Source organism: Micromonospora sp. CNZ280, assembly GCF_011759515.1.
The window spans coordinates 37,394-63,123 of the sequence record NZ_JAAOYP010000001.1; the positions used below are offsets into that span (position 1 = coordinate 37,394).

Consider the following 25,730-nt stretch of genomic DNA (forward strand, 5'->3'; position numbering starts at 1 on the left):
ATCTCCGGCATGAACACCGACCAGCAGGTCGGCGACTGCGTGCTGAGCCAGCTGCTGCTCGGCGAGCGGGTGCTGGTCACCGAACTGCGCCCGGACGGCTGGGCGCACGTGGTCGCGGTGCAGCAACCGGCGGCCAAGCTCGACCCGCGCGGCTACCCCGGCTGGCTGCCGGCCGACCAGCTCGCCCCGGCCGACACGCCGGCCGACGCCGACCCGCTGGTGGTCGACGCCACGGTCACCGCGCTGCGCGCCACGCCGGGCGGCGAGGTGGTCCTCCCCGACGTCATCCTCGGCACCCGGCTGACGCCGGCCGGGCCGCCCGTCGACGGGTGGCGCCCGGTGCACGCCCCCGGGCACGCCCGCCCGCTCTGGCTGCCGGCCGCGCACGCGGTCCCGGTGCCCACCACGCCGCCGACCGCCGGCGACGTGCTCGCCGTCGCCGCCCGGCTGCTCGACGTCGTCTACATCTGGGGCGGGGTGTCGGCGTACGGCATCGACTGCTCCGGCCTGGTGCACCTGGCCTGGCGGCGGTTCGGCGTGGTGCTGCCCCGCGACGCCGACGACCAGGCCGAGGCGACCACCCCGGTCCCGCTCGGCGCGGAACGCCCCGGCGACCTCTACTTCTTCGCCCGCCCCGGCCGCAAGATCCACCACATCGGCATCGTCACCGCCACGCCGCGTCCCGGTGACGACCGCCGCATGCTGCACGCCTGCTACCTGCGCCGGCGGGTGCTGGAGGAGCAGTTGCCGGCGGACCGCACCGCCACCTGGTCGGCGCGCACCGGGTCTGACCCACCCCGTACGCCCCGAGGGGCGCTCCCGGGTGGGAGCGCCCCTCGGCCACGTCTCGACCGCGCCTCAGCGACGCGCGGTCAGCGGCGCGCCTCGGCCAACACCCGCCGCCGGTCCCGGGACGACTTCACCAGGCTGGCGATCGTCGCCACCAGCAGGGTGCCGAGGATGACCGTGAGGGAGAGCCAGATCGGGATGTGCGGGGCCCAGGCCACGTGCTCGCCGTTGTTGATGAACGGCAGGTTGTTGTCGGCCAGCGCCTCCAGCACGAGCTTGACGCCGATGAAGCCGAGCACCACGGCCAGCCCGTAGCTGAGGTAGATCAGCCGGTCCAGCAGGCCACCCAGCAGGAAGTAGAGCTGCCGCAGCCCCATCAGCGCGAACACGTTGGCGGTGAAGACCAGGTACGGCTCCTGGGTGATGCCGAAGATGGCCGGGATCGAGTCGAGCGCGAAGATCAGGTCGGTGGTGCCGATTGCGATCATGACGATCAGCATCGGGGTGAACAACCGGCGGCCGTTCTCGCGGGTGGTGAGCTTCGCTTCGTCGTACTCCCTGGAGATCGGCAACGCCTTGCGGCTCCAGCGGATCAGCACGTTCTCGGTGAACTCGTCCTCGTCCGGCTCACCCTGGCGGGCCAGGTTGACAGCGGTGTAGATGAGGAACGCGCCGAAGATGTAGAAGACCCAGGAGAACTGGGAGATCAGCGCCGCGCCGGCGGCGATGAACCCACCGCGCATGACCAGCGCCAGGACGATGCCGATGAGCAGCACCTTCTGCTGGTACTGCCGGGGCACCGCGAAGCGGGCCATGATGATCACGAAGACGAAGAGGTTGTCCACCGAGAGGCTGTACTCGGTGAGCCAGCCGGTGTAGAACTGGCCGGCCGCGCTCGGGCCGGAGGCGAGCCACACCCCGGCGCCGAAGACCAGGGCCAGGGCGACGTAGAAGCCCACCCACAGGCTGGACTCGCGCACGCTCGGCTCGTGCGGCCGCCGGCCGATGATCAGCAGGTCGACGAGCAGGATCGCGGTCAGTGCGACGAGGGTTCCCGCCCACACCAGTCCGGACACGTCCAACGTTCATTCCTCCGGCAGACACGCAACGTCCGGCACACCGTACGCCCCACAGGGGCGCGGCGTGCCGGTGACGCTGACTCTGGTGACTGTCGGAGGTCTCTTCCGTCACCGTCCCGGGAGCGGGGCGGTGACCGACGGGGCCGGGTCGCGCCACCGGGGGGCCGGCGCTCGACCGTGCTGACGACTCCGTCGCGGGGGAATACTCCCCTCCTCACGCACCATTCTTCACCACTGCGACCAGTGACCGCACCCTGGGCGCTCGGTGTCCTCCCCCACCCCCGGCCCCGCCAACCCTACGAATCGCCGCGGATCCGGTCGTAGCGCCGCGACGACCACGGCGATCGGCCCGGGGTCTGAGGCGCGCCTGCCGCTGCGGCCGTGGCTGATGTCGTTTGTCGCCGGCGCCCGGTGAGATCCGTCAGCCACCGGACGGGGCGTCGGCCTGCGGCCGGGCGTCGGAGCGCACACCCGAAAGGCATCCTAGGAGGCTAGGTGCTCTGGGAGAGGCGGTGCGACCAGCGGGTCGGCCAGCGACCCAGTCGGACGGTGAGCGCGCCAGTGGCGAAAACCAGCAGACCGGCCCGGGTGGTGCCGGTGCCCGCCACGCTGAACGCCGTGCCGGCGAGCCGGTCGATCATGCCGCTCCACCTTCCGCGCGCCCGCCCTGGGCGCGCCCGACACCCCGGAAAACGGACCCCCGCGACGCTGTCCCGCCCCGGCACCGTGAAAGGCTTCCCGGCATGGTGCTTGAGGTCGCGCTCATCGACGTACTACCGGGACACGAGGACGAGTTCGCCGCCGCGTACGCCAAGGGGCACCCGGTGCTCGCCGGCACCCCCGGCTGCCGGTCGGTGCGGATGACCCGGGGCGTCGAGTCGCCGTCCCGGTTCGTGCTGCTGGTCGAGTGGGACTCCGTCGAGGCGCACAACGAGAACTTCCGGGGCAGTGACCGGTTCGCCCGGTGGCGGGAGCTGATCGGCCCGTACTTCGCCAACCCGCCGCTGGTCGAGCACTTCGTGGACGTGCCGGCCTGAGGCTGTCGTACCCCTGTCCTATCGTCCGCCTGCACGCGCGGGTCGCCGGTCCCGACGGGCTCGGGGGCGCCGGGCCCGGTGACTCGCGCGGCGATATCGGTTGATCTTCGACCACCGGTGCCGGTTGACTGGCGGCCATGACGCAGCGGGTGGCTCTGGTGACCGGCGTGAGCCGGCGGATCGGCATCGGCGCGGCGGTCGCCCGCACACTCGCCACGGACGGTTGGCGGCTGCTGCTCACCGGCCTGCCGGAGTTCGACGAGGCGCAGCCCTACGGTGGCGACCCCGACGGCGTGCCGGCCCTGCTGGGCGAGTTGGGTGACGTGGCGGCCTACCAGCGGGCGGACCTGCTCGACCCGGCGGTGCCGGCCGCGCTGGTCGGCGAGGCGGTACGCCGGCACGGCCGGCTCGACGCGGTGGTGGCGGTGCACGCGTACTCCACGCACACCCCGCTCGGAGCGCTGGACGCCACCGAGATCGACCGGCACCTGCTGGTCAACGTTCGGGCCACGCTGCTGCTGGCCGAGGCGTTCGCGGCGGCGTTCAGCGCCGGGTCGGGCGGCCGGCTGGTGCTCTTCTCCAGCGGGCAGCGCCTCGGCCCGATGCCCGGCGAGCTGGCGTACGCGGCCAGCAAGGCGGCGGTGGAGAACCTGACCGTTCAGCTCGCCCCGCTGCTGATGCCCGCCGGCATCACTGTCAACTGCGTCAATCCCGGGCCCACCGACACCGGCTACGCCCCGCCGGAGGTCCACGAGGCGGTGGCGCGGCTCTTCCCCGGCGGGCGCTGGGGCACCCCGCGGGACGCCGCCCGGCTGGTGCGGTTCCTCTGCTCCCCGGATGCCGAATGGATCACCGGCCAGGTGATCGACTCCGAGGGCGGCTTCCGCCGCCACGCGTGACCAGCGGCCCGACCTCTGCCCGCTGACCGCCCGCTCAGCCGGCGGCGCGGCGGGCCAGCTCCGCGGCGCTCTCCTCCGCCGGCAGGGCCACGCCGAGCAGCCACCCGGTGATCCGCTCGTACCGGTCGACGTCCGGCGGCGTCACCAGGCGCACGTCGGTGGTCAGCGCCTCCAGCATCACGGTGCGCGGATCGGCCGGGTCCGGGAACGAGTAGCACGAGTACGGGGTGAGCGGCTGCACGCCCCGCGCGGCGACCCCCCGGGGCAGCAACCGGACCGTCACGTTCGGCAGCTCGGCCAGGTCCACCAGGTGCCGCAGCTGCTCCCGCCACACCTCCGGCGGGGCGTCGGCGGGGTCACAGGCGGCCTCGGCGAGCAGCGCTGTGTACCGGGGTGGTTCGGGCCGGCGGAGCACGTCGTGCCGGGCGACCCGGGCCCGTACATCGGCCTCGACGTCCAGGCCGCTGTCCAGCAACCGGCCGGCGGCGATGCGCAACCGCGCGTACGCCGGGGTCTGCAACAGCCCGGGCACCACCGCGGGTTGGTAGTCCACGATGCTCGCTGCGCCCGCCTCCAGCTCCGCGTACGTGCGCTGCCGCTCGCTCATCTCGCCGAGCGCCTTCCACCAGCCCCGGCTGGTGGCCGCGTCCCGGGCGATGACGATCAGCGCGTCCCGCTGCGGCGCCGGCACCTGGTAGACGTCCAGCAGGTCGAGCACGTCGGCGAGGTCCGGCCGGCTCTGCCCCAGCTCGATGCGGGACAGCTTGGAGGTCGAGGCCCAGCCCAGCCGGTCGCAGACCTGTTCCAGAGTGAGCGCCTCCCGCCGGCGCAGTTGGCGCAACTCGGCTCCGAGCCGCGCACGTCGAATGACCGGACTCGTTGGCAACGGCATCCCCGCCTCCCCACCGAGGGAGAGTACGCAGGACGATCACCCAGCGCAATACCACGCTCGCTCACCGCAATCGTCGCTCGCGCGTAACCGATCTCGCGGCCCGCCACGCCGCACATCGTGTGGCGGCCGGCCGCCACCGGGTCAGGGCCGGTACGTGCCGAAGGACCAGACGTTGCCGGCCAGGTCACGGGCGGCGTAGTCGCGGGAGCCGTAGTCGGTGTCGAACGGCTCCCGGACGATCTCGGCGCCGGCCGACCGGGCCTGGGCGCAGTGTGCGTCGACGTCGTCGACCGCCACGTAGACCGTCCAGTCCTCGTCGCCCGGCCGGGGTCGCGGGTGGGGCAGCTCGCCCACCATGATCATGCCGGTGTCCAGGCTGAGTTCGGCGTGCGCCACCGAACCGTCGGGCGCGTCGTGCCGGGCGTGCACGGTGAAGCCGAAGGCGGTGCAGAGCCAGTCGATGGCCGCTCGGGCGTCCGGGTAGCGGAAGATCGGATAGATGGTTCGCATGCCCCGAGTCTGCCGCCGGCCCGGTCACCCCGGATTGGACGAATGTGACCCGAGCGCGGTCGGGGTTTCGCCGGCGAACTCCCGGAAGTCGCGGATCAGGTGGGACTGGTCGTAGTAGCCGCACCGGGCGGCGATCTGAGCCCAACCGCCCGCCAGCGGGCCGCCGGACCCGCCCGGACCCGCCGGGCCGCGCTGTCCGGCCGGACCCCCTGGGCCGCTCTGGCCGGTCGCGCCGCCCGGGTCGCCTGAGCCGCGCCGGCCGGTCGCGCCGCTTCCGCCGCCCGCGGTGGGCGGCGCCGGGTCGACGGCGAGGGCCGGCCCGGCCGTCAGGGTCGCGTACGCCCGCTGGAAGCGGAGCAACCGGGCGGTGGTCTTCGGCGTCAGCCCGACCTCGTCGCGGAACCGGGCGGCCAGATGCCGGCGGCTCCAACCCAGCTCGCCGGCGAGGGCGCCGACGGCGACCTGGCCCCCGGTTTCGGCGAGCCGCCGCCACGCCCACGCCAGCCGCGCGTCGACCGGCTCGGTGTCCGCCAGCCGGGCCGTCAACGCGGCGTCGAGCAGCGCGAACCGGGCCGACCAGTCGGCGGCGGTGGCCAGCCGGACCCGGAGCCGGTCGAGCCAGCCGCCCGGCAGCGCCGCCACCCCCACCGCCCGGTTGGTCAGCTCGACCAGCGGCAGGCCGAGGATCCGGCGGGCGGCCAGCGGGGCCAGCAGCAGCTGCACCCCCTCGCCGACGCCGACCAGGCGGGTGGTGCAGGGGCCGTCGAACATGCCGGCGACGAAGGAGTCCACCCGGTGTGCGCCCCGGGCGGCGTCCCGCGGGTCGACCACGTCGAGGGGGGCGCCCCAGCCGAGGATCACCACCACGAAGGCCCCGGCCACCTCGCGGCGGACCAGCGGCAGCGCCGCCCGCTCCCGATAGCCGATGTAGCGGTCGACGAAGGGCCGCAGCCGGGTGGCGGGCGCCCCGAGGACGACCTCGTCGACCGCTGCCTCGACCGCGCTCATCCCCGACCGACCGTCCGTCCCGTCGACCGCCGGTGTCACTTCACGCCGGCGGCGTCCATCCCCCGCAGTTCCTTCTTCAGGTCGGCCACCTCGTCACGGATCCGGGCGGCCAGTTCGAACTGCAGCTCCCGGGCGGCGGCCAGCATCTGGTCGTTCAACTCCTGGATGAGCTGGGCCAGCTCGGCCCGGGCCATGCCCTCGCGAGCGGGCGCGGTGGCGCCGGCCCGGCCCCGGCTGCGGGTTTCCTTGACCGGGGCCTTGCCCCGGGAGAGCTGCCGCACCGCGCCGCCGACGCGGGTGTTCTGCTCGGTGTCCTCCGCCTCGCGGTAGATGTCGTCGAGGATGTCGTGGATCTTCTTGCGCAGCGGCTCCGGGCTGATCCCGTGCGCCTCGTTGTGCGCGATCTGCTTGGCCCGCCGGCGGTTGGTCTCCTCGATCGCGTCCGCCATCGACGGGGTGATCTTGTCGGCGTACATGTGCACCTGGCCGGAGACGTTCCGGGCCGCCCGGCCGATGGTCTGGATCAGCGACCGGCCGCTGCGCAGGAAGCCCTCCTTGTCGGCGTCCAGGATCGCCACCAGCGACACCTCGGGCAGGTCGAGGCCCTCCCGGAGCAGGTTGATGCCGACCAGCACGTCGTAGTCGCCCTTGCGCAACTCGCGCAGCAGCTCGACCCGGCGCAGGGTGTCCACCTCGGAGTGCAGGTAGCGCACCCGGATGCCGTTCTCGAGCAGGTAGTCGGAGAGATCCTCGGCCATCTTCTTGGTGAGCGTGGTGACCAGCACCCGCTCGTCCCGCTCGGTACGCAGCTTGATCTCGTGCATGAGGTCGTCGATCTGCCCCTTGGTCGGCTTGACGATGACCTCCGGGTCGATCAGGCCGGTCGGGCGGATCACCTGCTCCACGAACTCGCCCTGGGACTGCTCCAGCTCCCACGGGCCCGGGGTGGCGGAGAGGAAGACCATCTGGCCGACCCGCTCCAGGAACTCGTCGAAGCGCAGCGGGCGGTTGTCGGCCGCGCTGGGCAGCCGGAAGCCGTGGTCGATGAGCATCCGCTTGCGGGACGCGTCGCCCTCGTACATGCCGCCGATCTGCGGGATGGTCACGTGCGACTCGTCGACCACTGTGAGGAAGTCGTCGGGGAAGTAGTCGAGCAGGCAGTGCGGCGGGCTGCCGGGCAGCCGGCCGTCGATGTGCATCGAGTAGTTCTCGATGCCGGAGCAGAAGCCGACCTGCCGCATCATCTCGATGTCGTACGTGGTGCGCATCCGCAGCCGCTGCGCCTCCAGCAGCTTGCCCTGCCGCTCCAGCTCGGCCAGCCGTTCACCCAGCTCGGTCTCGATGTCGCGGATCGCCCGCTCCATCCGCTCCGGCCCGGCCGCGTAGTGCGTGGCGGGGAAGATCAGCAGGTGATCGACCTCGCGGACCACGTCGCCGGTGAGCGGGTTGAGGTAGTAGAGCTTCTCCACCTCGTCGCCGAACAGCTCGATCCGGACGGCGAGCTCCTCGTACGCCGGGATGATCTCCAGGGTGTCGCCGCGGACCCGGAAGGTGCCGCGGTTGAAGGCCATGTCGTTGCGGGTGTACTGGATGTCGACCAGGCGGCGCAGCAGCTGGTCGCGGTCGAGCTCCTGGCCGACGGCGACCCGCACGGCCCGGTCGAGGTACTCCTCCGGGGTGCCCAGGCCGTAGATCGCCGAGACGGTGGCCACCACGATCACGTCGCGCCGGGTGAGCAGCGACATGGTCGCCGAGTGCCGCAGCCGCTCGACCTCCTCGTTGATCGAGGAGTCCTTCTCGATGTAGGTGTCGGTCTGCGGGATGTACGCCTCGGGCTGGTAGTAGTCGTAGTACGAGACGAAGTATTCGACCGCGTTGTGCGGCAGCAGCTCGCTGAACTCCTTGGCCAGCTGCGCGCAGAGCGTCTTGTTCGGCGCGAGCACCAGCGTCGGCCGCTGCAACCGCTCGATCAGCCACGCGGTGGTGGCGCTCTTGCCGGTGCCGGTCGCGCCGAGCAGCACCGTGGCGCGGTCGCCGCCGCGGACCCGACGCTCCAGATCGTCGATCGCGGCCGGCTGGTCGCCGGCGGGCTGGAACTCGCTGACGACCTGGAACCGGCCGTCGAGACGGGGAATGTCGAGCGCCATGACCCCAACGGTACGCCGGGGGTCCGACACTCCGCGGCGACTACGGTCGGTCCCTGATCGGCTTCGATATTCCCATTGTGTGGCCCATCTCACCCGGCTACGCTCTCCGTGTAGGCCGCTCGCGGCGGCCGACCGGGCCGGTGGCCAGGCCGTCAACGGCCGGGCCCGCCCCCGGCACCGGGGTCGCAGCACCCGGTCCGTCCGGCGTGCGCACCCGTGTGGTCGCGCGTGACGCGCAGACCGGCCGCCGCGAGCGCCCCTGCCCCACCTCCCGGCCCCTGATCGGCGGCACAGCCCGAACCCGGATGTCGGCCCCGCCATGCTCGTCACCCCGGCCCGCTCCGACCCGTTCAACTACCTGTGGAGACCTCACGACCGGCGCGCAGCCGCGACGCCGACGGCAGGCCCGACGACAGCCACCAGCATCCGCCTCCCGGTCAACGCCCCGCGAACGCCGCACCGGCCAGCCGGTGGACCGGGCTCCTGCGCCGTGCCGTGGCCCGCCGCCGCCATTCGGCAACCACCGCCACCGGGGCCGTGACCTCGGACGCGACCCAACCGCACGACCCCGCCCCCACCGAGCCCGCCACGGCCGTGACCGGACGCAGGGCCCGCCGCCGCCATTCGGTCGAACCCACCGCGGCCGTGACGCCGGGCGCCGCCCGCCGGATCCTGACCCGGGACCAGGAGGCGATCCGCCGGGTGCTGGACGGCGGGCCGGACCTGGTCCGGCGCGGCCCGGGCGGCCTGCGCCGAGGGCTCGCCCGGCGCCGCCGGACCACCCTCCTGGCGCTCGCCGTGGTCGCCACGGTCTCCGCCGCCGCACTGGTCGCCGGGCTGCTGAGCTGGGCGCCCGACCCGCCGGAACAGCCCCGGACGCTGACCGCGACGGAACACGAGCGGCTCGCCGCCATGCGGGTCACCAACTACCGGGACCTGCGGTCCGGCCTGCACGTGACCACCGGCGACGGCGCGGCCCGCACCGAACTGATCGGCTGGGTGGACTGGTCCCGGCCGCTGGTCTACCTGGACGTGGGCGGGCCGGGCGCCGGCGCGGAGCGGGGCCTGCTCCAGGCCACGCCGACGGTGGTGCTGCTGCGGCCCGACCCCACCGCCGTGCCGACGCCCGCCCCGCCGCCGCTGGTGCCCCCGGCGGACCGCTGGCGGCTGCACGACCTGCCCGCCGGACACGGCCTCGCCCGGCTGCTCGACCTGCTCTTCCGCCTCGCCGCCGACCGGCCCGAACCGGCCGGCGCGGCCCCCGACGCCGCCCGCTGGCTGGGACGGGACACCGTCGGAGCCGAGCCGGTGGACATCCTCCAGGCCCCGCCGCCGAGCGGCCTGACCACCGCCGAGCACCCGCGCTACTGGCTCGACCGGTCCGCCCGGTTGCACCGGCTGGAGACCCGGCTGACCGAGGTGGGCCCGGTGACGGTGCAACTGAACCGCACCAACCGGCCCACCCTGCGCCCGGTCGACGCGTTGGGCGGGCGGCCCGGTCTGCCCCGGGCCCTCACCGCCGCCGAGCAGGACCGGCTGGACCGCCTGCCGGGCCGGCTGCGCGCCCGCGGTGGCGCCACCGTCACCCTGACCGCGCCGGTGGGCACCGAGACGAACCTGCGCGGCGCCGGCTGGTTGAGCTGGACCCGGCGCACCGCGTACCTGACGGTCGCCGACCTCGGCCGGCCGAACCGCCGTACGTTGCTGCACCACGGTCCCGACGGCACCACCCGGGCGGACCTGCCGGCCACCGCGGTGCCCGGCCCCGCCGAGGCACCCGGCCGGCCGCCGCTGCCCCGGCCGGGTGACGGTTGGCGGGCCGGCCCGGCCCGGGCCGACGACCTCGACCTGTTGGTCGGCGCGGCGCTGCGGGCCGGCGGCTCGGCCGGTCAGCGCGGCGACGCGGTACGGGTCCGGGGCGACAGCCTGGACGGCCGGACCGTGGACGTCGTCGAGCTGCGCACCTCGCGGGCACTGCTGCGCTACTGGGTCGACCGGTCCGGGCTGCTGCGCCGGCTGGAGCTGCGGACCCGGCCGGGCGCCTGGGCCCAGCTCGACCTGACGCCCGGCTCGGTGCCCCGGTGGACCGCTCCCGCACCGGGCCGTGCCCGCCCGGCCGACGGCTGAGCACGGCCGACGGCTGAAGCACGCGCGGTGGTCTCCGGCCGGGACGGCGCCCCTCGTCAGGGGCGCCACCCGGTCTGCGCGGCCCATGCCTCGGCCCGCAGGTGCTCCTCGTCGAACCAGGGGTCCTTGGCGGTGCTGTAGGTGGCGCTGTCCGGGGCGGCGGTGGCCAGGTCCCGCTTGAGCTGCAGGTACGCCGCCCGCTGGTCGGGGTCGGCACGCAGGTGATCACGCATCAGCAGGGCGTACCGCCAGCCCGGCGAGTCCACCTCGCGGATGTGCAGGTAGACCGGGCGGGCCGGATCGGCGCTGCCGTGCAGCCGCTTGGGCCACCGGCCGCTGCCGGTCGGGCGCGGATTGTCCCACCACTCGCCGGGCAGCCGCGGAAAGCCGGCCTCGGCCAGCCGCTCGGCGAACGCGCCGTCCGCGTCGGCGAGGGTCGGCACGGTGAGCTGGATGTCGATCACGTCCTTGGCGGCGAGTCCGGGCACCGCCGTGGACCCGATGTGGTCGATCCGCGGCTCGGCGGGCGAGAGCGCGTGCCGGATCCGGGCGGCCAGCCGGGCGTACTGCCGCGGCCAGGTGGGATCGGCCTCGGTCAGCTCGACCCGCGCCGGCCGGACCACCCGCCGGTCCCGCAGGTTGGCCGCGAACGGCAGCAGCCGGTCGTACCAGAGCGCGTCGACCGCCGCGTGCAGGTCGGCCAGGCTGCCGTCGTTGCTCAGCAGCACGTCCGCCGCCGCCCGGCGGCGGTCGTCGTCGGCCTGCGCGGCGATCCGCCGCTCCGCCTCCGCCCGCTCCATCCCCCGGTCGCGGGCCAGTCGCTCCAACCGCAGCGCCACCGCCGTCTCCACCACGACCACCAGGTGGTACGTGGGTGCGAGCCCCACCTCGACCAGCAGCGGTACGTCGTTGACCACGATCGCGTCGGGTCCCGCCGCGGCGGCCAGTTCGACGGTCCGGGCCCGGACCCGGGGGTGGGTGATCGCCTCCAGCCGGCGGCGGGCCGCCTCGTCGGCGAAGACCACCGCCCCGAGGGCCGCCCGGTCCAGCGCTCCGTCGGCGCCGAGCACCCGCTCGGAGAACGCGGCGACGATCTCGGCCAGCCCTTCGGTGCCCGGTGCGACCACCTCCCGGGCGATCCGGTCGGAGTCGATGACCACCGCGCCACGCTCGGCCAGCCGGGCCGACACCGCGCTCTTGCCGGAGCCGATTCCTCCGGTCAGTCCCACCCTCAGCACGGCACCAGTCAACCTGGTCACGATCAGGCCGCCAAGTCCGGGTAGCTGCCCGCCCGGGGCCGGGCCGGGCCACGCCGACGCTCAGGGCCGGGCGGCGTGCCTCCTGGGGGCTCCCGCAGGGTCGCGCACCATCCTGGATGCAGTGGCTTCGGAGTGTCCCGGATGCCACTGCGTCCGGGATCGAGCACGATCACCCAGGGCGTCGAGCGACAGGCCGACCCGACGTGCCCGCGACCGGCGAGCCGGGCGGGAACGGCGAGGGCCCCGCCCCCGGCGATCTCACGGATCGCGGGGACGGGGCCCGTCGTCGTTCAGCGGGTCACTTACCGCCGGCGAGCTTCTCCCGCAGCGCGGCGAGCGCCTCGTCGGTGGCCAGGGTGCCGGCCGGCTCCTCGGCCTGCCGGCTCGGGGCCGGGGTGGTCGAGGTGGCGCCGCCACCGCTGACCGCCGGGGCCGGGTTGGCAGCGGCCTCGGCGTCGGCGGCCCGGGAGGTCTGCACCTGCTTGGTGTGGGCCTCCCAGCGCTGACGCGCCTCGGCGTACTGCTGCTCCCAGGTCTCGCGCTGCTTCTCGTACCCCTCGAGCCACTCGCCGGTCTCCGGGTCGAAGCCCTCCGGGTAGATGTAGTTGCCCTCGGCGTCGTAGGTAGCGGCCATGCCGTAGAGGGTCGGGTCGAAGTGCTCCTCGCCCTCGACGAAGCCCTCGTTGGCCTGCTTGAGCGACAGCGAGATCCGGCGGCGCTCCAGGTCGATGTCGATGACCTTGACCATGACCTCGGAGCCGACCTGGACGACCTGCTCCGGGATCTCCACGTGACGCTCGGCCAGCTCGGAGATGTGGACCAGGCCCTCGATGCCGTCGTCCACCCGGACGAAGGCGCCGAACGGCACCAGCTTGGTGACCTTACCCGGCACGATCTGCTGGATCGCGTGGGTGCGGGCGAACTGCCGCCACGGGTCCTCCTGGGTCGCCTTCAGCGACAGCGAGACCCGCTCGCGGTCCAGGTCGACGTCCAGGACCTCGACCTCGACCTCCTGGCCCACCTCGACGACCTCGGACGGGTGGTCGATGTGCTTCCAGGAGAGCTCGGAGACGTGCACCAGACCGTCCACGCCGCCGAGGTCGACGAACGCGCCGAAGTTGACGATCGAGGACACGACGCCCTTGCGGACCTGGCCCTTCTGCAGCTTGTTGAGGAACTCGGTGCGCACCTCGGACTGCGTCTGCTCCAGCCACGCCCGGCGGGACAGGACCACGTTGTTGCGGTTCTTGTCCAGCTCGATGATCTTGGCCTCGAGCTCGCGGCCGACGTACGGCTGCAGGTCGCGCACGCGCCGCATCTCGACCAGGGAGGCGGGCAGGAAGCCGCGCAGGCCGATGTCGAGGATGAGGCCACCCTTGACCACCTCGATGACCGAGCCGCGGACGACACCGTCCTCGTCCTTGATCTTCTCGATGGTGCCCCACGCCCGCTCGTACTGCGCGCGCTTCTTCGAGAGGATCAGACGCCCCTCCTTGTCCTCCTTCTGGAGGACAAGGGCCTCGATGTGGTCGCCGACCGAAACCACCTCGGCCGGGTCCACGTCGTGCTTGATCGACAGCTCCCGAGAGGGGATGACGCCCTCGGTCTTGTAGCCGATGTCGAGCAGGACCTCGTCCCGATCGACCTTGACGACGGTGCCTTCGACAATGTCGCCGTCGTTGAAGTACTTGATGGTCTCGTCGATCGCGGCGAGGAAAGCTTCCTCGGAGCCGAGGTCGTCGACGGTGACCTTGGTGGCGCTCGAGGGGGCCTCGATGCTGCTCGTCATGTGGGCGGTTGCTCCGGTCGGATGGTGTGTCATCGCAGGCTTGCGTCGCGGTGACCTGTTCGCGCCAGCGGATCCGTCGCCGGGCACACCGAACGATCGCCAAGTGAGATCCTGATGTGGTTTCGGAGACCGCGCACCTGCTCCCTGCCGAGGCACACGATCCGCGAGCGCATCGTCTAGCCTACCGTGCGCATTACCACAGCGTGCAAGCCCTCCCGTCTCCTCGCCGCCTGGTGACCTGCGAAAGCCGAGAAATCGCCCGGAAAGCACCACGACTGTCTCGTCCGTCACAGCAGCCCCATCGGCCTCCGGGTCGATCGGGGCTCGTCCGCCCGGAGCCTGCCCCTCATCCTCCCCGACCGGCCGACCCGACCCTCCGGCCACCCGCCGGCCGCCGGGTCGCGCGACCCGTCCGGCGGCCCGGTCGCGGTCAGTGCTCGGCGGGCGTCGGTGGTACGAGCCCGGGCGCCGGGGCGCTGCCGCCGGGGCCTAGCGTGAGCGGGTGGATGACGACAGCCGGGTGACCCGCCGCCGGGTCGGCGACGCCGAGGCCCGCCGGGCCAACCGCCGCTGGTGGGACACGGACGCCGACGACTACCAGGCCGAGCACGGTGCCTTCCTCGGCGACGTCGACTTCGTCTGGTGCCCGGAGGGGGTGCGCGAGGCCGACGTCGAGCTGCTCGGCGAGCTGCCCGGCCGGCGGGTGCTGGAGCTGGGCTGCGGGGCGGCCGCCGCGGCCCGCTGGCTGGCCACCCGGGGCGCCCGGCCGGTCGCCCTGGACCTCTCCGCCGGCATGTTGCGGCACGCCGCGCTCGCCGCCGCCCGCACCGGCGTACGGGTGCCGCTGGTGCAGGCCGACGCGCTGGCCCTGCCCTTCGCCGACCAGGCGTTCGACACCGCCTGCACGGCCTTCGGCGCGATCCCGTTCGTGGCCGACTCGGCGGCGGTGATGCGCGAGGTGTTCCGGGTGCTGCGCCCGGGCGGCCGCTGGGTGTTCTCGGTCACCCACCCGATGCGGTGGATCTTCCTCGACGATCCGGGCGAGGGCGGGCTGACCGCCGTGCACTCGTACTTCGACCGCTCGCCGTACGTGGAGCAGGACGAGACCGGCACGGCCACCTACGTCGAGCAGCACCGCACCCTCGGCGACCGGATCCGCGAGCTGGTCGGCGCCGGGTTCCGCCTGGTCGACCTGGTGGAACCGGAGTGGCCGGAGGGACACGAGGGGATCTGGGGGCAGTGGAGCCCGCTGCGCGGCCGCCTCTTCCCCGGCACCGCGATCTTCGTCGCCGAGAAGCCCGCGCGCCGGTAGCCGCCCGTTTCCGGCCACCGGCGCCGGGTAGCCAGGGCGTATGGCCGAGAAGAGGGAATTCCGCGAGGGCGACCACGTCTCCTGGGCCAGTCACAGCGGCCGGGCGTACGGAGTGGTGAGGGAGAAACTCATCGACCGGACGCACGTGCGCGGGCACGCCGTGAACGCGTCCCCGGAGCACCCGCAGTACCGGATCCGCAACGACGACTCGGGCCGGGACGTCGCCCACCGACCGGAGGTGCTTCGCCATGAGCCGTAGAGAGGACCCGCAGCAGACGTACCAGGAGTTCACCGAGGCGGTGAACATGAAGCCCGGTGAGCTGAAGTCCTGGCTGGAGACCGACGAGTCGAAGCACGTCGGTTGGCGCAAGGGCACCAAGGGCGGCGAGTCGGTGGGCCACGAGTCGGGCCGCCGGATCATCGACCTGCTGCGCCGCAAGCGCGGCGAACTCTCCGAGACCGACTTCCGGCACATGCGCAAGGTCGTCGGGTACGTGCGGCGGCACATGGCGCAGCGGCCGAGCGGCGACGTGCGCGACACCCGGTGGCGCTACTCGCTGATGAACTGGGGGCACGACCCGCTCAAGGCGTCGCTTCCGGCACCGGGTGGCCGGTCCCGGCAGGCCCTGGAGCGGCACGGCAAGCCACCGAAGGCGCGCCGCGGACCGGGCCGCTGACCCACCCGTCGCGCCGGCGCCCGGGAGGCGTCGACGCTTCCAGCGCCCGTCGCGGCCGGCTCGGTCACCGGCAGGGCGTCCGCCGGGTGGGGTGCCCGGCGGACGCGCGGCGGGTCAGTGGTCGGCGCTGTTCCAGTCGCGGCCCTCGCCGACCGACACCTCCAGCGGCACCGACAGCGGGTACGCCCCGCCCATCTCGCGCCGCACCAGCGCCTCCAGCGCCGCCCGCTCGCCCGGGGCGACCTCGAAGACCAGCTCGTCGTGCACCTGCAGCAGCATCCGGGAGCGCAGCCCCGCCTCGCGCAGCGCGGTCTCGACGTGCAGCATGGCGACCTTGATGATGTCGGCCGCGGAGCCCTGGATCGGGGCGTTGAGCGCCATCCGCTCGGCGATCTCCCGGCGCTGCCGGTTGTCGCTGACCAGGTCGGGCAGGTAGCGCCGGCGGCCCAGGATGGTGGAGGTGTAGCCGTCGTGCCGGGCCCGGGCCACCACCTCGTGCAGGTAGTCGCGTACCCCGCCGAACCCGGCGAAGTAGTTCTCCATCAGCCCGCGCGCCTCCTCGGTGCTGATCCCGAGCTGCTGGGAGAGGCCGAACGCGCTCAGCCCGTACGCCAGGCCGTAGTTCATCGCCTTGATCTTGCGCCGCTGGTCGGCGGTGACCTCGGCGACCGGCACCCCGAACACCGACGAGGCGGTGGCGGCGTGGAAGTCGGCGCCGGAGTTGAACGCGTCGATCAACGCCTCGTCCGACGACAGGTGCGCCATGATCCGCATCTCGATCTGGCTGTAGTCGGCGGTGAGCAGGCACTCGTATCCCTCGCCCACCACGAAGGCGCGGCGGATCCGCCGCCCCTCCTCGGTGCGGATCGGGATGTTCTGCAGGTTGGGCTCGGTCGAGGAGAGCCGGCCGGTGGCCGCCACCGTCTGGTTGAAGGTGGTGTGGATCCGGCCGTCCTCGGAGACCGACTTGAGCAGCCCGTCCACCGTGGACTTCAGCTTGGCCACGTCCCGGTGGCGCAGCAGGTGCGCCAGCACCGGGTGCGGGTTCTGCGCGTAGAGCCACTGCAGCGCGTCGGCGTCGGTGGTGTAGCCGGTCTTGATCTTCTTGGTCTTGGGCAGCCCCAGCTCGCCGAAGAGGATCTCCTGCAACTGCTTGGGCGAGCCCAGGTTGAACTCCCGCCCGACCGCCGCGTACGCGCCCTGCGCGGCGGCCTTCACCTCGGCCGCGAAGTGCGCCTCCAGCTCCGACAGGTAGTGCGTGTCGGCGGCGATGCCGGTGCGCTCCATGCCGGCCAGCACCCGCATCAGCGGCAGCTCCACCCCGGCCATCAGCCGGGCCGACTGCTCGCCGTCGCGGGACAGCTCGGCGTCGATCGCGTCGGCCAGGTCGAGGGTGGCCCGGGCCTGGAGCATCAGGTTCTGCTCGACCGCACCCTCGTCGCCCAGCCCGTCGAGGGTGAGCTGGCCGTCGTCCGGCGCGTCGACCCGCAGCTCGCGGTGCAGGTAGCGCAGCGCCAGGTCGGTCAGGTCGTAGGAGCGCTGGTCGGGGCGGGCCAGGTAGGCCGCGATCTGGGTGTCGCGGACGATGCCCTCCAGCGACCAGCCGTGCGCCGCGAAGGCGAGCACGGCCGGCTTGCTGTCGTGCAGCACCTTGGGCCGCTCGGCATCGGCCAGCCAGCCGGCGAGCGCCGCCTCGTCGACCGCGTCCAGCCGGGCCGGGTCCACCCAGGCCGCCGCCCCGCCGGCGGTGGCCAGCGCCAGAGCGGTCACCGTGGCGGTGTGCCGCCGGTTGGGACCGGTGTCGAGGGTGACCGCCACGCCGACGGGGGTGCCGGCCGGGGCGTGCGCGCCCAGCCAGCGGGCCAGCCCACCCGGTTCGGTGAGCACCTCGCCGGCCAGGTCGAACCCGGCCTCGGCCTCCGGCTCCACCGCCTCCAGGTACTGGTAGAGCCGGTCGCGCAGGATGCGGAACTCCAGGGTGTCGAAGACCTGGTGTACCGCCTCGCGGTCCCAGCCGGCCCAGCGGGCGTCCTCCGGGCGCAGCGGCAGCTCCAGGTCGGAGACCAGGCAGTTGATGTCGTAGTTGCGGATCACGTCGGCGAGCCGCTCGCGCAGGCTGTCGCCGGCCTTGCCCTTGATCTCGTCGGCCCGGGCGACGACGCCCTCCACCCCGCCGTACGTGGTGATCCACTTCGCCGCAGTCTTCGGGCCGACGCCGGGGATGCCGGGCAGGTTGTCGCTGGTCTCGCCGACCAGCGCGGCCAGGTCGCGGTAGCGCTGCGGGGGCACGCCGTACTTCGCCTCGACCGCTGCCGGATCCATCCGGGCCAGGTCGGAGACGCCCTTGCGCGGGTAGAGCACCGTGATGTTCTCGCCGACCAACTGGAACGCGTCCCGGTCGCCGGTGGTGATCAGCACCGACATGCCCTGGTCGCGGGCCTGGCAGGCGAGGGTGGCGATGACGTCGTCGGCCTCGTAGCCCTCCTTCTCGACCACCGGGATGCGCAGCGCCGCCAGCACCTCCTTGACCAGGCTGACCTGGCCCTTGAAGTCGGTCGGGGTCTCGCTGCGCCCGGCCTTGTACTCGGCGTACTTCTCGGTACGGAAGGAGCGGCGGGAGACGTCGAAGGCGACGACGATGTGGGTGGGCTGCTCGTCGCGCAGCACGTTGATCAGCATGGAGGTGAAGCCGTAGACCGCGTTGGTCGGCTGACCCGTCGTGGTGGAGAAGTTTTCCACCGGCAGGGCGAAGAAGGCCCGGTATGCCAGGGAGTGTCCGTCGACGAGGAGCAGGCGCGGCGTCGTAGCTGTCACGGAGGCGACTCTAGTCCGTACCACCGACAAGCCCGACCCGGCGGCACCACGCCCGGGCGGAAAACGCCGGCGGCCGCCCGCCCCCTCGGGGACGGACGGCCGCCGGCGTCATGACGCGGTCAGGCCACGCCGAGGTACGCCTCCTTGACCGCCGGGTCGTGCAGCAGGTCCTGGCCGGACCCCTCCTTCACGATCCGGCCGGTCTCCAGCACGTACCCCCGGTGCGCCCGGGACAGCGCCTGCTGGGCGTTCTGCTCCACCAGCAGGACAGTGGTGCCCTGCTGGTTGATCTCCACGATGATGTCGAAGATCTGCCGGATCACCATCGGGGCCAGACCCATCGACGGCTCGTCCAGCAGCAGCAGCTTCGGCCGGCTCATCAACGCCCGGCCGACCGCGAGCATCTGCTGCTCACCGCCGGAGAGCGTGCCGCCGGCCTGCTTGCGCCGCTCGGCCAGCCGCGGGAAGAGGGTCAGCACCCGGTCCAGGTCGGCGGCGATGCCGGCGGAGTCCCGCCGGGTGTACGCCCCCATGTCCAGGTTCTCCATCACCGTCATGCCGGGGAAGATCTGCCGGCCCTCCGGAGACTGGCACAACCCCCGGACCACCCGCAGGTCGGCCCGGAGCTTGCTGATGTCCTCCCCGTTGAAGGTGATCTTCCCGGCCGATAGCGACCGGGTGCCGGAGATGGCCCGCATGGTGGTGGTCTTGCCGGCACCGTTCGCGCCGATCAGGGCCACCACCTCACCCTCGTTGACGGTGAGGCTGATGCCGTGCAGCGCCTCGATCCGGCCGTAGGCGACGGTGACGTTCTCGAGCTCAAGCAGCGTCATCGGTGGACTCCCCCAGGTAGGCCGCGATCACCTTCGGATCCCGGCTGACCTCGGCCGGTACGCCATCGGCGATCTTCCGGCCGAACTCCAGCACCACGATCCGGTCGGTGACCCCCATGACCAGCCGCATGTCGTGCTCGATGAGCAGCACGGTCAGCCCCTTGTCACGGATCTTGCGGATCAGGGCGAGCAGTTCCTCCTTCTCCGCCGGGTTGAAGCCGGCGGCCGGCTCGTCCAGGCAGATCAACTTCGGCTCGGTGGCCAGCGCCCGGGCGATCTCCAACCGGCGCTGGTAGCCGTACGGCAGGTTGCGCGCCGCGTCGTTGGCCCGGTCGGCGATGCCGACGAAGCGCAGCAGCTCCATCGCCTTGGCCTCGGCCGCCCGCTCCTCCAGGATGTGCCGGGACAGGCCGAAGGTCTTGGCGAAACTCCGCCGCACCTCCTGCCACGTCCGCGCGATCCCGGCCTTCGCCGTGACCTGCGGCAACTCCTCCGGCCTCGGCCGCACCCGGTAGAGCCGGAACAGCGCCCCGGGCACGCTGGTCTTGTGCCGGGAGTCCGTCCCGACCATGACGTTCTCCAGCGCCGTCATCTCGGGGAACAGCCGGATGTTCTGGAACGTCCGGGAGATGCCCAGCTTGCTGATCTGGTGCGGCTTGCGGCCGGTGACCCGCTCCCCGCGGAACCGCACCGCCCCGGACGTCGGCTTGTACACCCCGGTCATCACGTTGAACGTGGTGGTCTTGCCGGCGCCGTTCGGGCCGATCAGGCCGAGGATCTCGCCCTCGTTGATCTGGAAGTTGATCCCGTCGAGCGCGACCACACCGCCGAACCGCAGCGTGACGTTGTCGACCTCGAGCAGCACGGGCCGCGGCCCGGACTGGGTCGGGATCTTCGGCGCCGTGGTGCTGGTGCTCTGGTCAGACATGAGCGGGCGCCTCCTCTGCCTCCGCCGCGCGGTCCTGCAACTCGCGGGCCCGCCGCCGGCTGGGAATCAGACCCTGCGGGCGCAGGACCATCACCAGCACCATGGCCAGACCGAAGGCCAGCCACCGGTAGTCGGCGACCTCCCGGAACCGCTCCGGCAGGTACGCCAGCAGCACCGCGCCCAGCGACACGCCGACCATGTTGCCGGAGCCACCGACCACGACCATCGCCACGAACAGGATCGACAGGTTCACGTTGAACTGCGTCGGGTCGATGAACGCGTACCGGCTGGCGAACAGGAAGCCGGACAGGCCGCCCAGCGCCGCGCCGATGGCGAACGCCCACAGCTTGAACTTGAACGGGTACACGCCCATCACCGCGGCCGCGTCCTCGTCCTCGCGGACCGCCAGCCAGGACCGGCCGACCCGGCTGTGCTCCAGCCGGCGCACCGCGAACACCATCACCAGCACGAGCGTCAACGCCAGCCAGTACCACGGCTTCACGTCCACCAGGCCGAAGATCCCGTTGTCCGCCGACGGCGGCCCCTCGGGGCCGGGGATCGCCGAGATGCCCTGCGGGCCGTTGGTGACGTTCTCCATGTTCCGCGCGACGATCCGGATGATCTCGCCGAAGCCGAGCGTGACGATGGCCAGGTAGTCACCGCGCAGCCGCAGCGTCGGCCAGCCCAGCAGCACCCCGGAGATCAGCGCCAGCACCAGCGCGATGAACGCGCAGACCGCCCACGTCACCGCCCACGTCTGGGGCAGGTCGAACTCCCGCTGGAACCACTTGACCACCGGCGAGTTCACCGAGCCGAACAACGCCACGGCGTACGCGCCGATGGCGAAGAAGCCGATGTAGCCGAGGTCGAGCAGGCCGGCCAGACCGATCACGACGTTCAGGCCGATCGCCACCAGCACGTAGATGGCGCAGGTGAAGAGCACACCGGCCCAGTTGCTGCCGCCGGCGATCGAGTCGGTCCGCAGCCAGGTCAGGCCCGGAATGCCGAGCAGCGGCAGGTAGTAGAGGAACACCACGAAGGCGACGAACCCCAGGCCCCGCTGCCACTTCGGCAGCGCACGCCACCGGTCACCGACCGCGTGCAGGGCGTTCACCCGACCGCGGTCCAGGTCCCTGATCTTGTCGATCATGCTCGAGCCCTCCCCAGCGACTCGCCCAGCAGACCGGTCGGACGGAACATCAGCACCACGATCAGCACGATGAAGGCGATGACGTCCTCCCAACTGGACTTGAAGAGCGTGGCGCCGTAGACCTCGACGATGCCGAGGACCAGGCCGCCCAGCAGCGCGCCGCGCAGGTTACCGATGCCGCCGAGCACGGCCGCGGTGAACGCCTTGAGGCCGAGCACGAAGCCGATGCTGCTCTGCGTGAAGCCGAACCGCATGCTCCACAGCAGAGCGGCGGCGCCGGCCATGATGCCGCCGAGCACGAAGATCAGCATGATCACGCGCTCCTGGTTGACCCCCATCAGGGCGGCGGTCTCCGGGTTCTGCGCCACCGCCCGCACGCCCCGGCCGTACCGGGTGCGGTTGATGAACCAGTCCAGCACCGCCATCATCACCACGGCGGCGACGAAGACGATCAACTGGATGTTGGTGATCGCCGTGCCCGCGATCGTGAACAGCGTCTTCTGCTCGATGATCGTCGGCATGCCGAGGATGATCCGCTCCCGGGCGAACATCGAGGGCACGAGGTCACCCAGGAGTCTCGGCAGCACCAGGCCGAAGACCTCGACCAGCACCAGCGACAGGCCGATCGCGGTGATCAGGAAGATGAGCGGCGGCGCGTTCTTGCGCCGCAGCGGCCGGTACGCGATGCGCTCGATCGCGAGGGCGGTGCCGCCGGAGGCGAGCGCCGCGACAATCAGGCCGAGCACCAGGAAGAGCACCGCCTGGCCGATCGGCGGGTTGTTCTCCACCCCGAACGCGGTCCACAGCCCGAGCACCGCGAAGGTGCCGACCATGAATACCTCGGAGTGGGCAAAGTTGATCAGACGCAGGACGCCGTAGACGAGGGTGTAGCCCAGGGCGATCAGTGCGTAGATCGCTCCTTTGGACAGTCCGTCGACGGTGTGCTGGCCGATGTGGCCGAAGAGGTCGTCGAAATTCACCGGGGTCTCCTTGCATCGAGTACGGCCGGGGCGATCACCCCGGCCGTACTCCGTGCTGTCGTCAGCTGAGCTTGAGCTCCTGCAGCGGCTCGAACGCCGTGCCCTTGATCTGGTACGACCAGATGACGACCTTGGACGGGTCGACGTCACCGTTGTCGGCGAACTTGATGTACTTCGACACGCCCTGCTTGTCGTAGGCCTTCACGTAGGCCAGGATGTCCGCCCGGCTCTTCTTGCCGTCCTTGAACGCGTCCACGAAGATCTGCGCGGCGTCGAAGCCCTCAGCACCGTAGGAACCCGGCGCCTGGCCGTACTCCTTCTGGTAGTCCGCCGAGAAGGTGCCACCGGCCTTGTCGGCCGGGAGGCACGGGCAGGTGATGATCGAGCCCTCGGCACCGCCGGAGGCACCCTGCGGGAACGCCGGGTCGTAGAGACCGTCCGGGCCGACGAACTTGGCCTGGACACCCGCCTGGCGCATCTGCCGCACCAGCGGAGAAGCCTCACGGGTGTAGCCGCCGTAGAAGACGTAGTCGGCGCCCGCGGCCTTGATCTTCGAGATCGTCGCGTCGAACTGCGACTGCCGCTCCTGGATCTTGTCGCTGCCGGCCAGCGCGGGACCGAGGTTCTTGGTCAGCTCCGCGGTGATGCCGGCGCCGTACGCGCTGCCGTCGTCGATGAGGAAGACCTTGGCCGCGTTCTGCGCCTTCAGGTACGTCGACACCGCGCCAGCCTGGGTGCCGTCGTTGCCGACCACCCGGAAGAACGACTTGTTGCCCTTCTGGGTCAGGTCGGTCCGGGTCGCCGACGGGGCCACCATCGCCATACCCGCGGCCTCGTAGACCGGCATCGTCGCGTCCGACTCGCCGGAGAAGTGACCGCCGATGACGCCGAGGAACGACGCGTCGCCCGCCACCTGGTTGGCGACCGGGGTCGCCTGGGCCGGGTCACCCTGCGTGTCGAACTCGACCATCTCGACCTTGCAGTCCGGGTTCTTCTCGTTGTGCTGCTTCACGGCGAGCTTCGCGCCGTTCAGCGACGGGATCACCAGACCCGCGTTGTCACCGGTGAACGCGCCGAAGATCGCGATCTTGCCGCCGCAGTCGCCGGACGCGGTGCCGCCATCGCCACCCGAGTCTTGGCAACCAGCGGCGACAACCAGGGTCGCGGCGAGCGCGGCGGTGCCGAGCGCCCGTACATAGCTTCGCCTCACGGCTTCCTGACCTCCTCCAGATGCGGGCCCGACCAACCCCGACCGACGGGGACAGCCAGCAACCCGCAGTTCCACCCACCCCGCAGGGACGCCCCCTGCGTTACGGCTCGTGATGGCGGAGCGTACCGACACTCATACCGTCTCGGAAGGCCTGGAGCCGGGGTCTGCGAAACCGTTACGAAGACGCACGGGATCCAAGCATTTGCCGTAACAGGTCAATCCCCTGACCGGTCCTTAGGCGGTCCGCTGACCGAATCGCGGGACGGCCCGACCCCGGCTCGCCAGCCGGTTCCCGACCGGTCAGTGACCAGAATCGATCACCCGGCGAGCGGCCGACCGCTCACCCCGGCGCCGGCCCGGCGGGCGCCGACCAGAACCCGCTGCGGATGCCGTCGTCCACCGCCAGCCACCAGCGCTCCCCCACCGCCAGCACGCTGACGTCCCGGTCCGCCCCGGCCGGCGACCCCGTCGCCGGAACCACCTCGTGCCACGACCCGCCGAGGTCGGACGACGTCCACAGGCTGTGCCGCGCCCCGTCGGAGACCGCGGCCACCAGCCGATCGCCGGCCGCGCCCAGCGAACTCACCGACGGCACCCCGCCCCCGCCGAGCGCACCGAAGCCACCCGCCGCCACCCAGTCACCGCCCGGCGACTGCCGCCACGCCCCGAACGTCCGGCCGCGCAACCCCACCGCGACCGCCGTGTCGCCGGCCAGCACCACCCGCTGCAGCTCCTCGTGGTCGGCACTGCCCGGCAGGGTCGTCCGCCGCCAGGACCGCCCGTCGGCCGACGTCCACACCGCCGGGTCCCGGTCGATCCGGCCGGCCGGCAGCACGCCGCCCACGGCCAGCCAACCCCCGGCACCCGCGACCGCGTCGAACGCCCAGCTCACCCCGCGGGAATCGGAAGCCAACTCCGGCGCGCCCTCGACCAGCACGAAGTCCGCCGCGTCCGGCGACACCCAGGCCGCCGCGCCGCTGGACCGGTTGCCCACGATCAACCAACCCGCCGCTCCACCGGCCAGCCGCGCCACGTTGACCGCCTTCGGCCCGCCGTACGTCTCGAACGACGCCGCCACCTCGACCAGCGTGCCGTCGTCGCGCTGCCGCCAGGTGCTCACCCGCGGGTAGCCGTGCGCCCCGCCGACCTTCGCCCCGATCACGGCGGCCACCCCGTCCCGGCAGCCGACCGAATAGAGCACGTTCTGCTTGCCGTAGAAGGAATCCGCGGCGACCGGCAGCGAACTCCACGAGGTGCCGTCCCCGCTCGTCCAGGCCGCCGGCCGGGTCGCGCCCGCGGCGTCGGCCACGCCGCCGACCACGTACCACCGACCGGCGCAGGCGACCGCGTCGCGCAGCAGCAGCCGCCCCGGCGGGCCCGGCGGCGCCGGCAGGGTCAGCTCCTGCCAGGCCGGGCTGACCGGCCGCGGGTTGTCGCCGTCGTGCGCGGTGCCGCGTTCGCAGCCGGCGAGCAGCAGGGCGATCACGCCCAGCACCGCCGTCCACCGCCGACCACGCATGGATCCGATGCTATCGATCACCGGGCGGGTGCGGTGCCCCCCGAACCGGCGGACCTCAGGAGGTCGGCCGGGCCACCTCGCCGCCGGCGGTCTCGGCGAGGATCCGCTCGGCGACCTCCTTCATGGTCATCCGGTGGTCCATCGCGGTGCGCTGGATCCACTTGAACGCCTGCGGCTCGGTCATCCCGTACGTCGTCATCAGCGCGCCCTTGGCGCGCTCGACGGTCTTGCGGATCTCCAGCCGGTCGGTCAGCCCGGCGACCTCCGCCTCCAGCGCGGCGATCTCCGAGTAGCGGGAGAGCGCGATCTCCACCGCCGGGACCAGGTCGCTCTTCTGGAAGGGCTTCACCAGGTACGCCATCGCGCCGGCCGCCCGGGCCCGCTCCACCAGGTCGCGCTGGCTGAACGCGGTCAGGATGATCACCGGGGCGATCCGGGCGCCGGCGATCCGCTCGGCGGCGGCCAGCCCGTCCATGATCGGCATCTTGATGTCGAGGATGACCAGGTCCGGCTTGAGCTCCTCGGCGAGTCGGACGGCGGTCTCGCCGTCGCCGGCCTCCCCCACCACCTCGTAGCCCTCTTCGGCCAGCATCTCGGCGAGGTCCAGCCGGATGAGCGCCTCGTCCTCGGCGATCAGTACCCGCCTGCGCTCGGCATCCGTCTGCGTCTCGGCCACGAGCCCTACCCCCACCATCGATCTCGGCACGGCTACCACCCATGCTCCCGCATGAGCCTAGTCGGGTACAGTGAGCGACACCCGCCCGAGGGGCG

At 72.5% G+C, this 25,730-nt stretch carries 22 protein-coding genes and 1 pseudogene; 7 read left to right on the top strand and 16 right to left on the bottom strand.

Features of this window, described 5'->3' with window-relative positions; translation table 11 throughout:
• Nucleotides 1-9 precede the first annotated feature (9 nt).
• Nucleotides 10-654: pseudogene (locus FHX32_RS00180) on the top strand (C40 family peptidase); the annotation flags it as partial.
• 218 nt (nt 655-872) lie between these two features.
• Here FHX32_RS00180 and FHX32_RS00185 read toward each other — a convergent pair.
• Complete coding sequence (locus FHX32_RS00185; RefSeq protein ID WP_167178344.1) at nt 873-1,871, bottom strand: TerC family protein; 999 nt, start codon at nt 1,869-1,871, stop codon at nt 873-875.
• 488 nt (nt 1,872-2,359) lie between these two features.
• Complete coding sequence (locus FHX32_RS34350) at nt 2,360-2,509, bottom strand: hypothetical protein (RefSeq protein WP_208417885.1); 150 nt, start codon at nt 2,507-2,509, stop codon at nt 2,360-2,362.
• Nucleotides 2,510-2,611: 102 nt separating this feature from the next.
• On the opposite strand from FHX32_RS34350, the gene FHX32_RS00195 reads away from it, so the two are divergent.
• Both FHX32_RS00195 and FHX32_RS00200 read left to right on the top strand, forming a co-directional pair.
• Nucleotides 2,612-2,905, top strand: coding sequence for an antibiotic biosynthesis monooxygenase family protein (locus FHX32_RS00195; RefSeq protein ID WP_167178342.1), 294 nt, complete (start codon nt 2,612-2,614; stop codon nt 2,903-2,905).
• Nucleotides 2,906-3,042: 137 nt separating this feature from the next.
• On the top strand, nt 3,043-3,804 hold the full coding sequence (locus tag FHX32_RS00200; protein WP_167178341.1) for an SDR family oxidoreductase: 762 nt from the start codon (nt 3,043-3,045) through the stop codon (nt 3,802-3,804).
• Between the two features lie 34 nt (nt 3,805-3,838).
• On the opposite strand, the gene FHX32_RS00205 is transcribed toward FHX32_RS00200, so the two are convergent.
• The 4 genes from FHX32_RS00205 to uvrB form a co-directional block, all read right to left on the bottom strand.
• Complete coding sequence (locus FHX32_RS00205) at nt 3,839-4,696, bottom strand: Scr1 family TA system antitoxin-like transcriptional regulator (RefSeq protein WP_167178339.1); 858 nt, start codon at nt 4,694-4,696, stop codon at nt 3,839-3,841.
• Between the two features lie 141 nt (nt 4,697-4,837).
• Entirely contained in the window at nt 4,838-5,206 is a 369-nt protein-coding gene (locus FHX32_RS00210) for a VOC family protein (RefSeq protein WP_167178337.1), read from the bottom strand.
• Between the two features lie 24 nt (nt 5,207-5,230).
• Nucleotides 5,231-6,214 carry a helix-turn-helix domain-containing protein gene (locus FHX32_RS34775; RefSeq protein ID WP_486480849.1) on the bottom strand — a complete coding sequence of 328 codons (984 nt, stop codon included), beginning with the start codon at nt 6,212-6,214 and terminating at the stop codon, nt 5,231-5,233.
• A gap of 35 nt (nt 6,215-6,249) precedes the next feature.
• Nucleotides 6,250-8,361, bottom strand: a complete 2,112-nt coding sequence (gene uvrB / locus FHX32_RS00220; RefSeq protein ID WP_167178335.1) for an excinuclease ABC subunit UvrB — start codon at nt 8,359-8,361, stop codon at nt 6,250-6,252.
• A gap of 594 nt (nt 8,362-8,955) precedes the next feature.
• On the opposite strand from uvrB, the gene FHX32_RS00225 reads away from it, so the two are divergent.
• A complete protein-coding gene (locus tag FHX32_RS00225; RefSeq protein WP_167178333.1) occupies nt 8,956-10,488 on the top strand; it encodes a hypothetical protein in 1,533 nt (510 codons plus the stop codon).
• Nucleotides 10,489-10,544: 56 nt separating this feature from the next.
• On the opposite strand, the gene coaE is transcribed toward FHX32_RS00225, so the two are convergent.
• Together coaE and rpsA are read right to left on the bottom strand one after the other, a co-directional pair.
• Entirely contained in the window at nt 10,545-11,726 is a 1,182-nt protein-coding gene (gene coaE / locus FHX32_RS00230) for a dephospho-CoA kinase (protein WP_167178331.1), read from the bottom strand.
• Between the two features lie 319 nt (nt 11,727-12,045).
• On the bottom strand, nt 12,046-13,536 hold the full coding sequence (rpsA, locus tag FHX32_RS00235) for a 30S ribosomal protein S1 (protein ID WP_167178364.1): 1,491 nt from the start codon (nt 13,534-13,536) through the stop codon (nt 12,046-12,048).
• Nucleotides 13,537-14,038: 502 nt separating this feature from the next.
• On the opposite strand from rpsA, the gene FHX32_RS00240 reads away from it, so the two are divergent.
• The 3 genes from FHX32_RS00240 to FHX32_RS00250 are packed head-to-tail and all read left to right on the top strand — an operon-like array spanning nt 14,039 to nt 15,525.
• Complete coding sequence (locus tag FHX32_RS00240) at nt 14,039-14,848, top strand: methyltransferase domain-containing protein (RefSeq protein ID WP_167178366.1); 810 nt, start codon at nt 14,039-14,041, stop codon at nt 14,846-14,848.
• Nucleotides 14,849-14,888: 40 nt separating this feature from the next.
• On the top strand, nt 14,889-15,107 hold the full coding sequence (locus tag FHX32_RS00245; RefSeq protein WP_167178329.1) for a hypervirulence associated TUDOR domain-containing protein: 219 nt from the start codon (nt 14,889-14,891) through the stop codon (nt 15,105-15,107).
• Nucleotides 15,097-15,525, top strand: coding sequence for a DUF3140 domain-containing protein (locus tag FHX32_RS00250; RefSeq protein ID WP_167178327.1), 429 nt, complete (start codon nt 15,097-15,099; stop codon nt 15,523-15,525). Before FHX32_RS00245 ends, FHX32_RS00250 begins: the two co-directional genes overlap by 11 nt.
• 114 nt (nt 15,526-15,639) lie before the next feature.
• Here the strand turns inward: FHX32_RS00250 and polA are convergent, their stop codons facing one another.
• From polA to FHX32_RS00290, 8 genes are all read right to left on the bottom strand, one after another.
• Nucleotides 15,640-18,339, bottom strand: coding sequence for a DNA polymerase I (gene polA / locus FHX32_RS00255; RefSeq protein ID WP_167178368.1), 2,700 nt, complete (start codon nt 18,337-18,339; stop codon nt 15,640-15,642).
• Nucleotides 18,340-18,458: 119 nt separating this feature from the next.
• Nucleotides 18,459-19,172, bottom strand: coding sequence for an ABC transporter ATP-binding protein (locus FHX32_RS00260; protein WP_088992853.1), 714 nt, complete (start codon nt 19,170-19,172; stop codon nt 18,459-18,461).
• Entirely contained in the window at nt 19,159-20,100 is a 942-nt protein-coding gene (locus tag FHX32_RS00265; RefSeq protein ID WP_167178370.1) for an ABC transporter ATP-binding protein, read from the bottom strand. The genes FHX32_RS00260 and FHX32_RS00265 overlap by 14 nt, the downstream gene beginning before the upstream one ends.
• Entirely contained in the window at nt 20,093-21,250 is a 1,158-nt protein-coding gene (locus tag FHX32_RS00270; protein ID WP_167178372.1) for an ABC transporter permease subunit, read from the bottom strand. The genes FHX32_RS00265 and FHX32_RS00270 overlap by 8 nt, the downstream gene beginning before the upstream one ends.
• Nucleotides 21,247-22,230 carry a branched-chain amino acid ABC transporter permease gene (locus FHX32_RS00275; RefSeq protein WP_088992850.1) on the bottom strand — a complete coding sequence of 328 codons (984 nt, stop codon included), beginning with the start codon at nt 22,228-22,230 and terminating at the stop codon, nt 21,247-21,249. The genes FHX32_RS00270 and FHX32_RS00275 overlap by 4 nt, the downstream gene beginning before the upstream one ends.
• A gap of 61 nt (nt 22,231-22,291) precedes the next feature.
• Entirely contained in the window at nt 22,292-23,440 is a 1,149-nt protein-coding gene (locus tag FHX32_RS00280; RefSeq protein WP_167178374.1) for a branched-chain amino acid ABC transporter substrate-binding protein, read from the bottom strand.
• Between the two features lie 340 nt (nt 23,441-23,780).
• On the bottom strand, nt 23,781-24,959 hold the full coding sequence (locus tag FHX32_RS00285; RefSeq protein WP_167178376.1) for a hypothetical protein: 1,179 nt from the start codon (nt 24,957-24,959) through the stop codon (nt 23,781-23,783).
• 55 nt (nt 24,960-25,014) lie between these two features.
• The gene (locus tag FHX32_RS00290) at nt 25,015-25,635 is read right to left on the bottom strand and encodes a response regulator (protein ID WP_167178378.1); all 621 of its coding nucleotides are present in this window, start codon (nt 25,633-25,635) and stop codon (nt 25,015-25,017) included.
• Nucleotides 25,636-25,730: the final 95 nt, after the last annotated feature.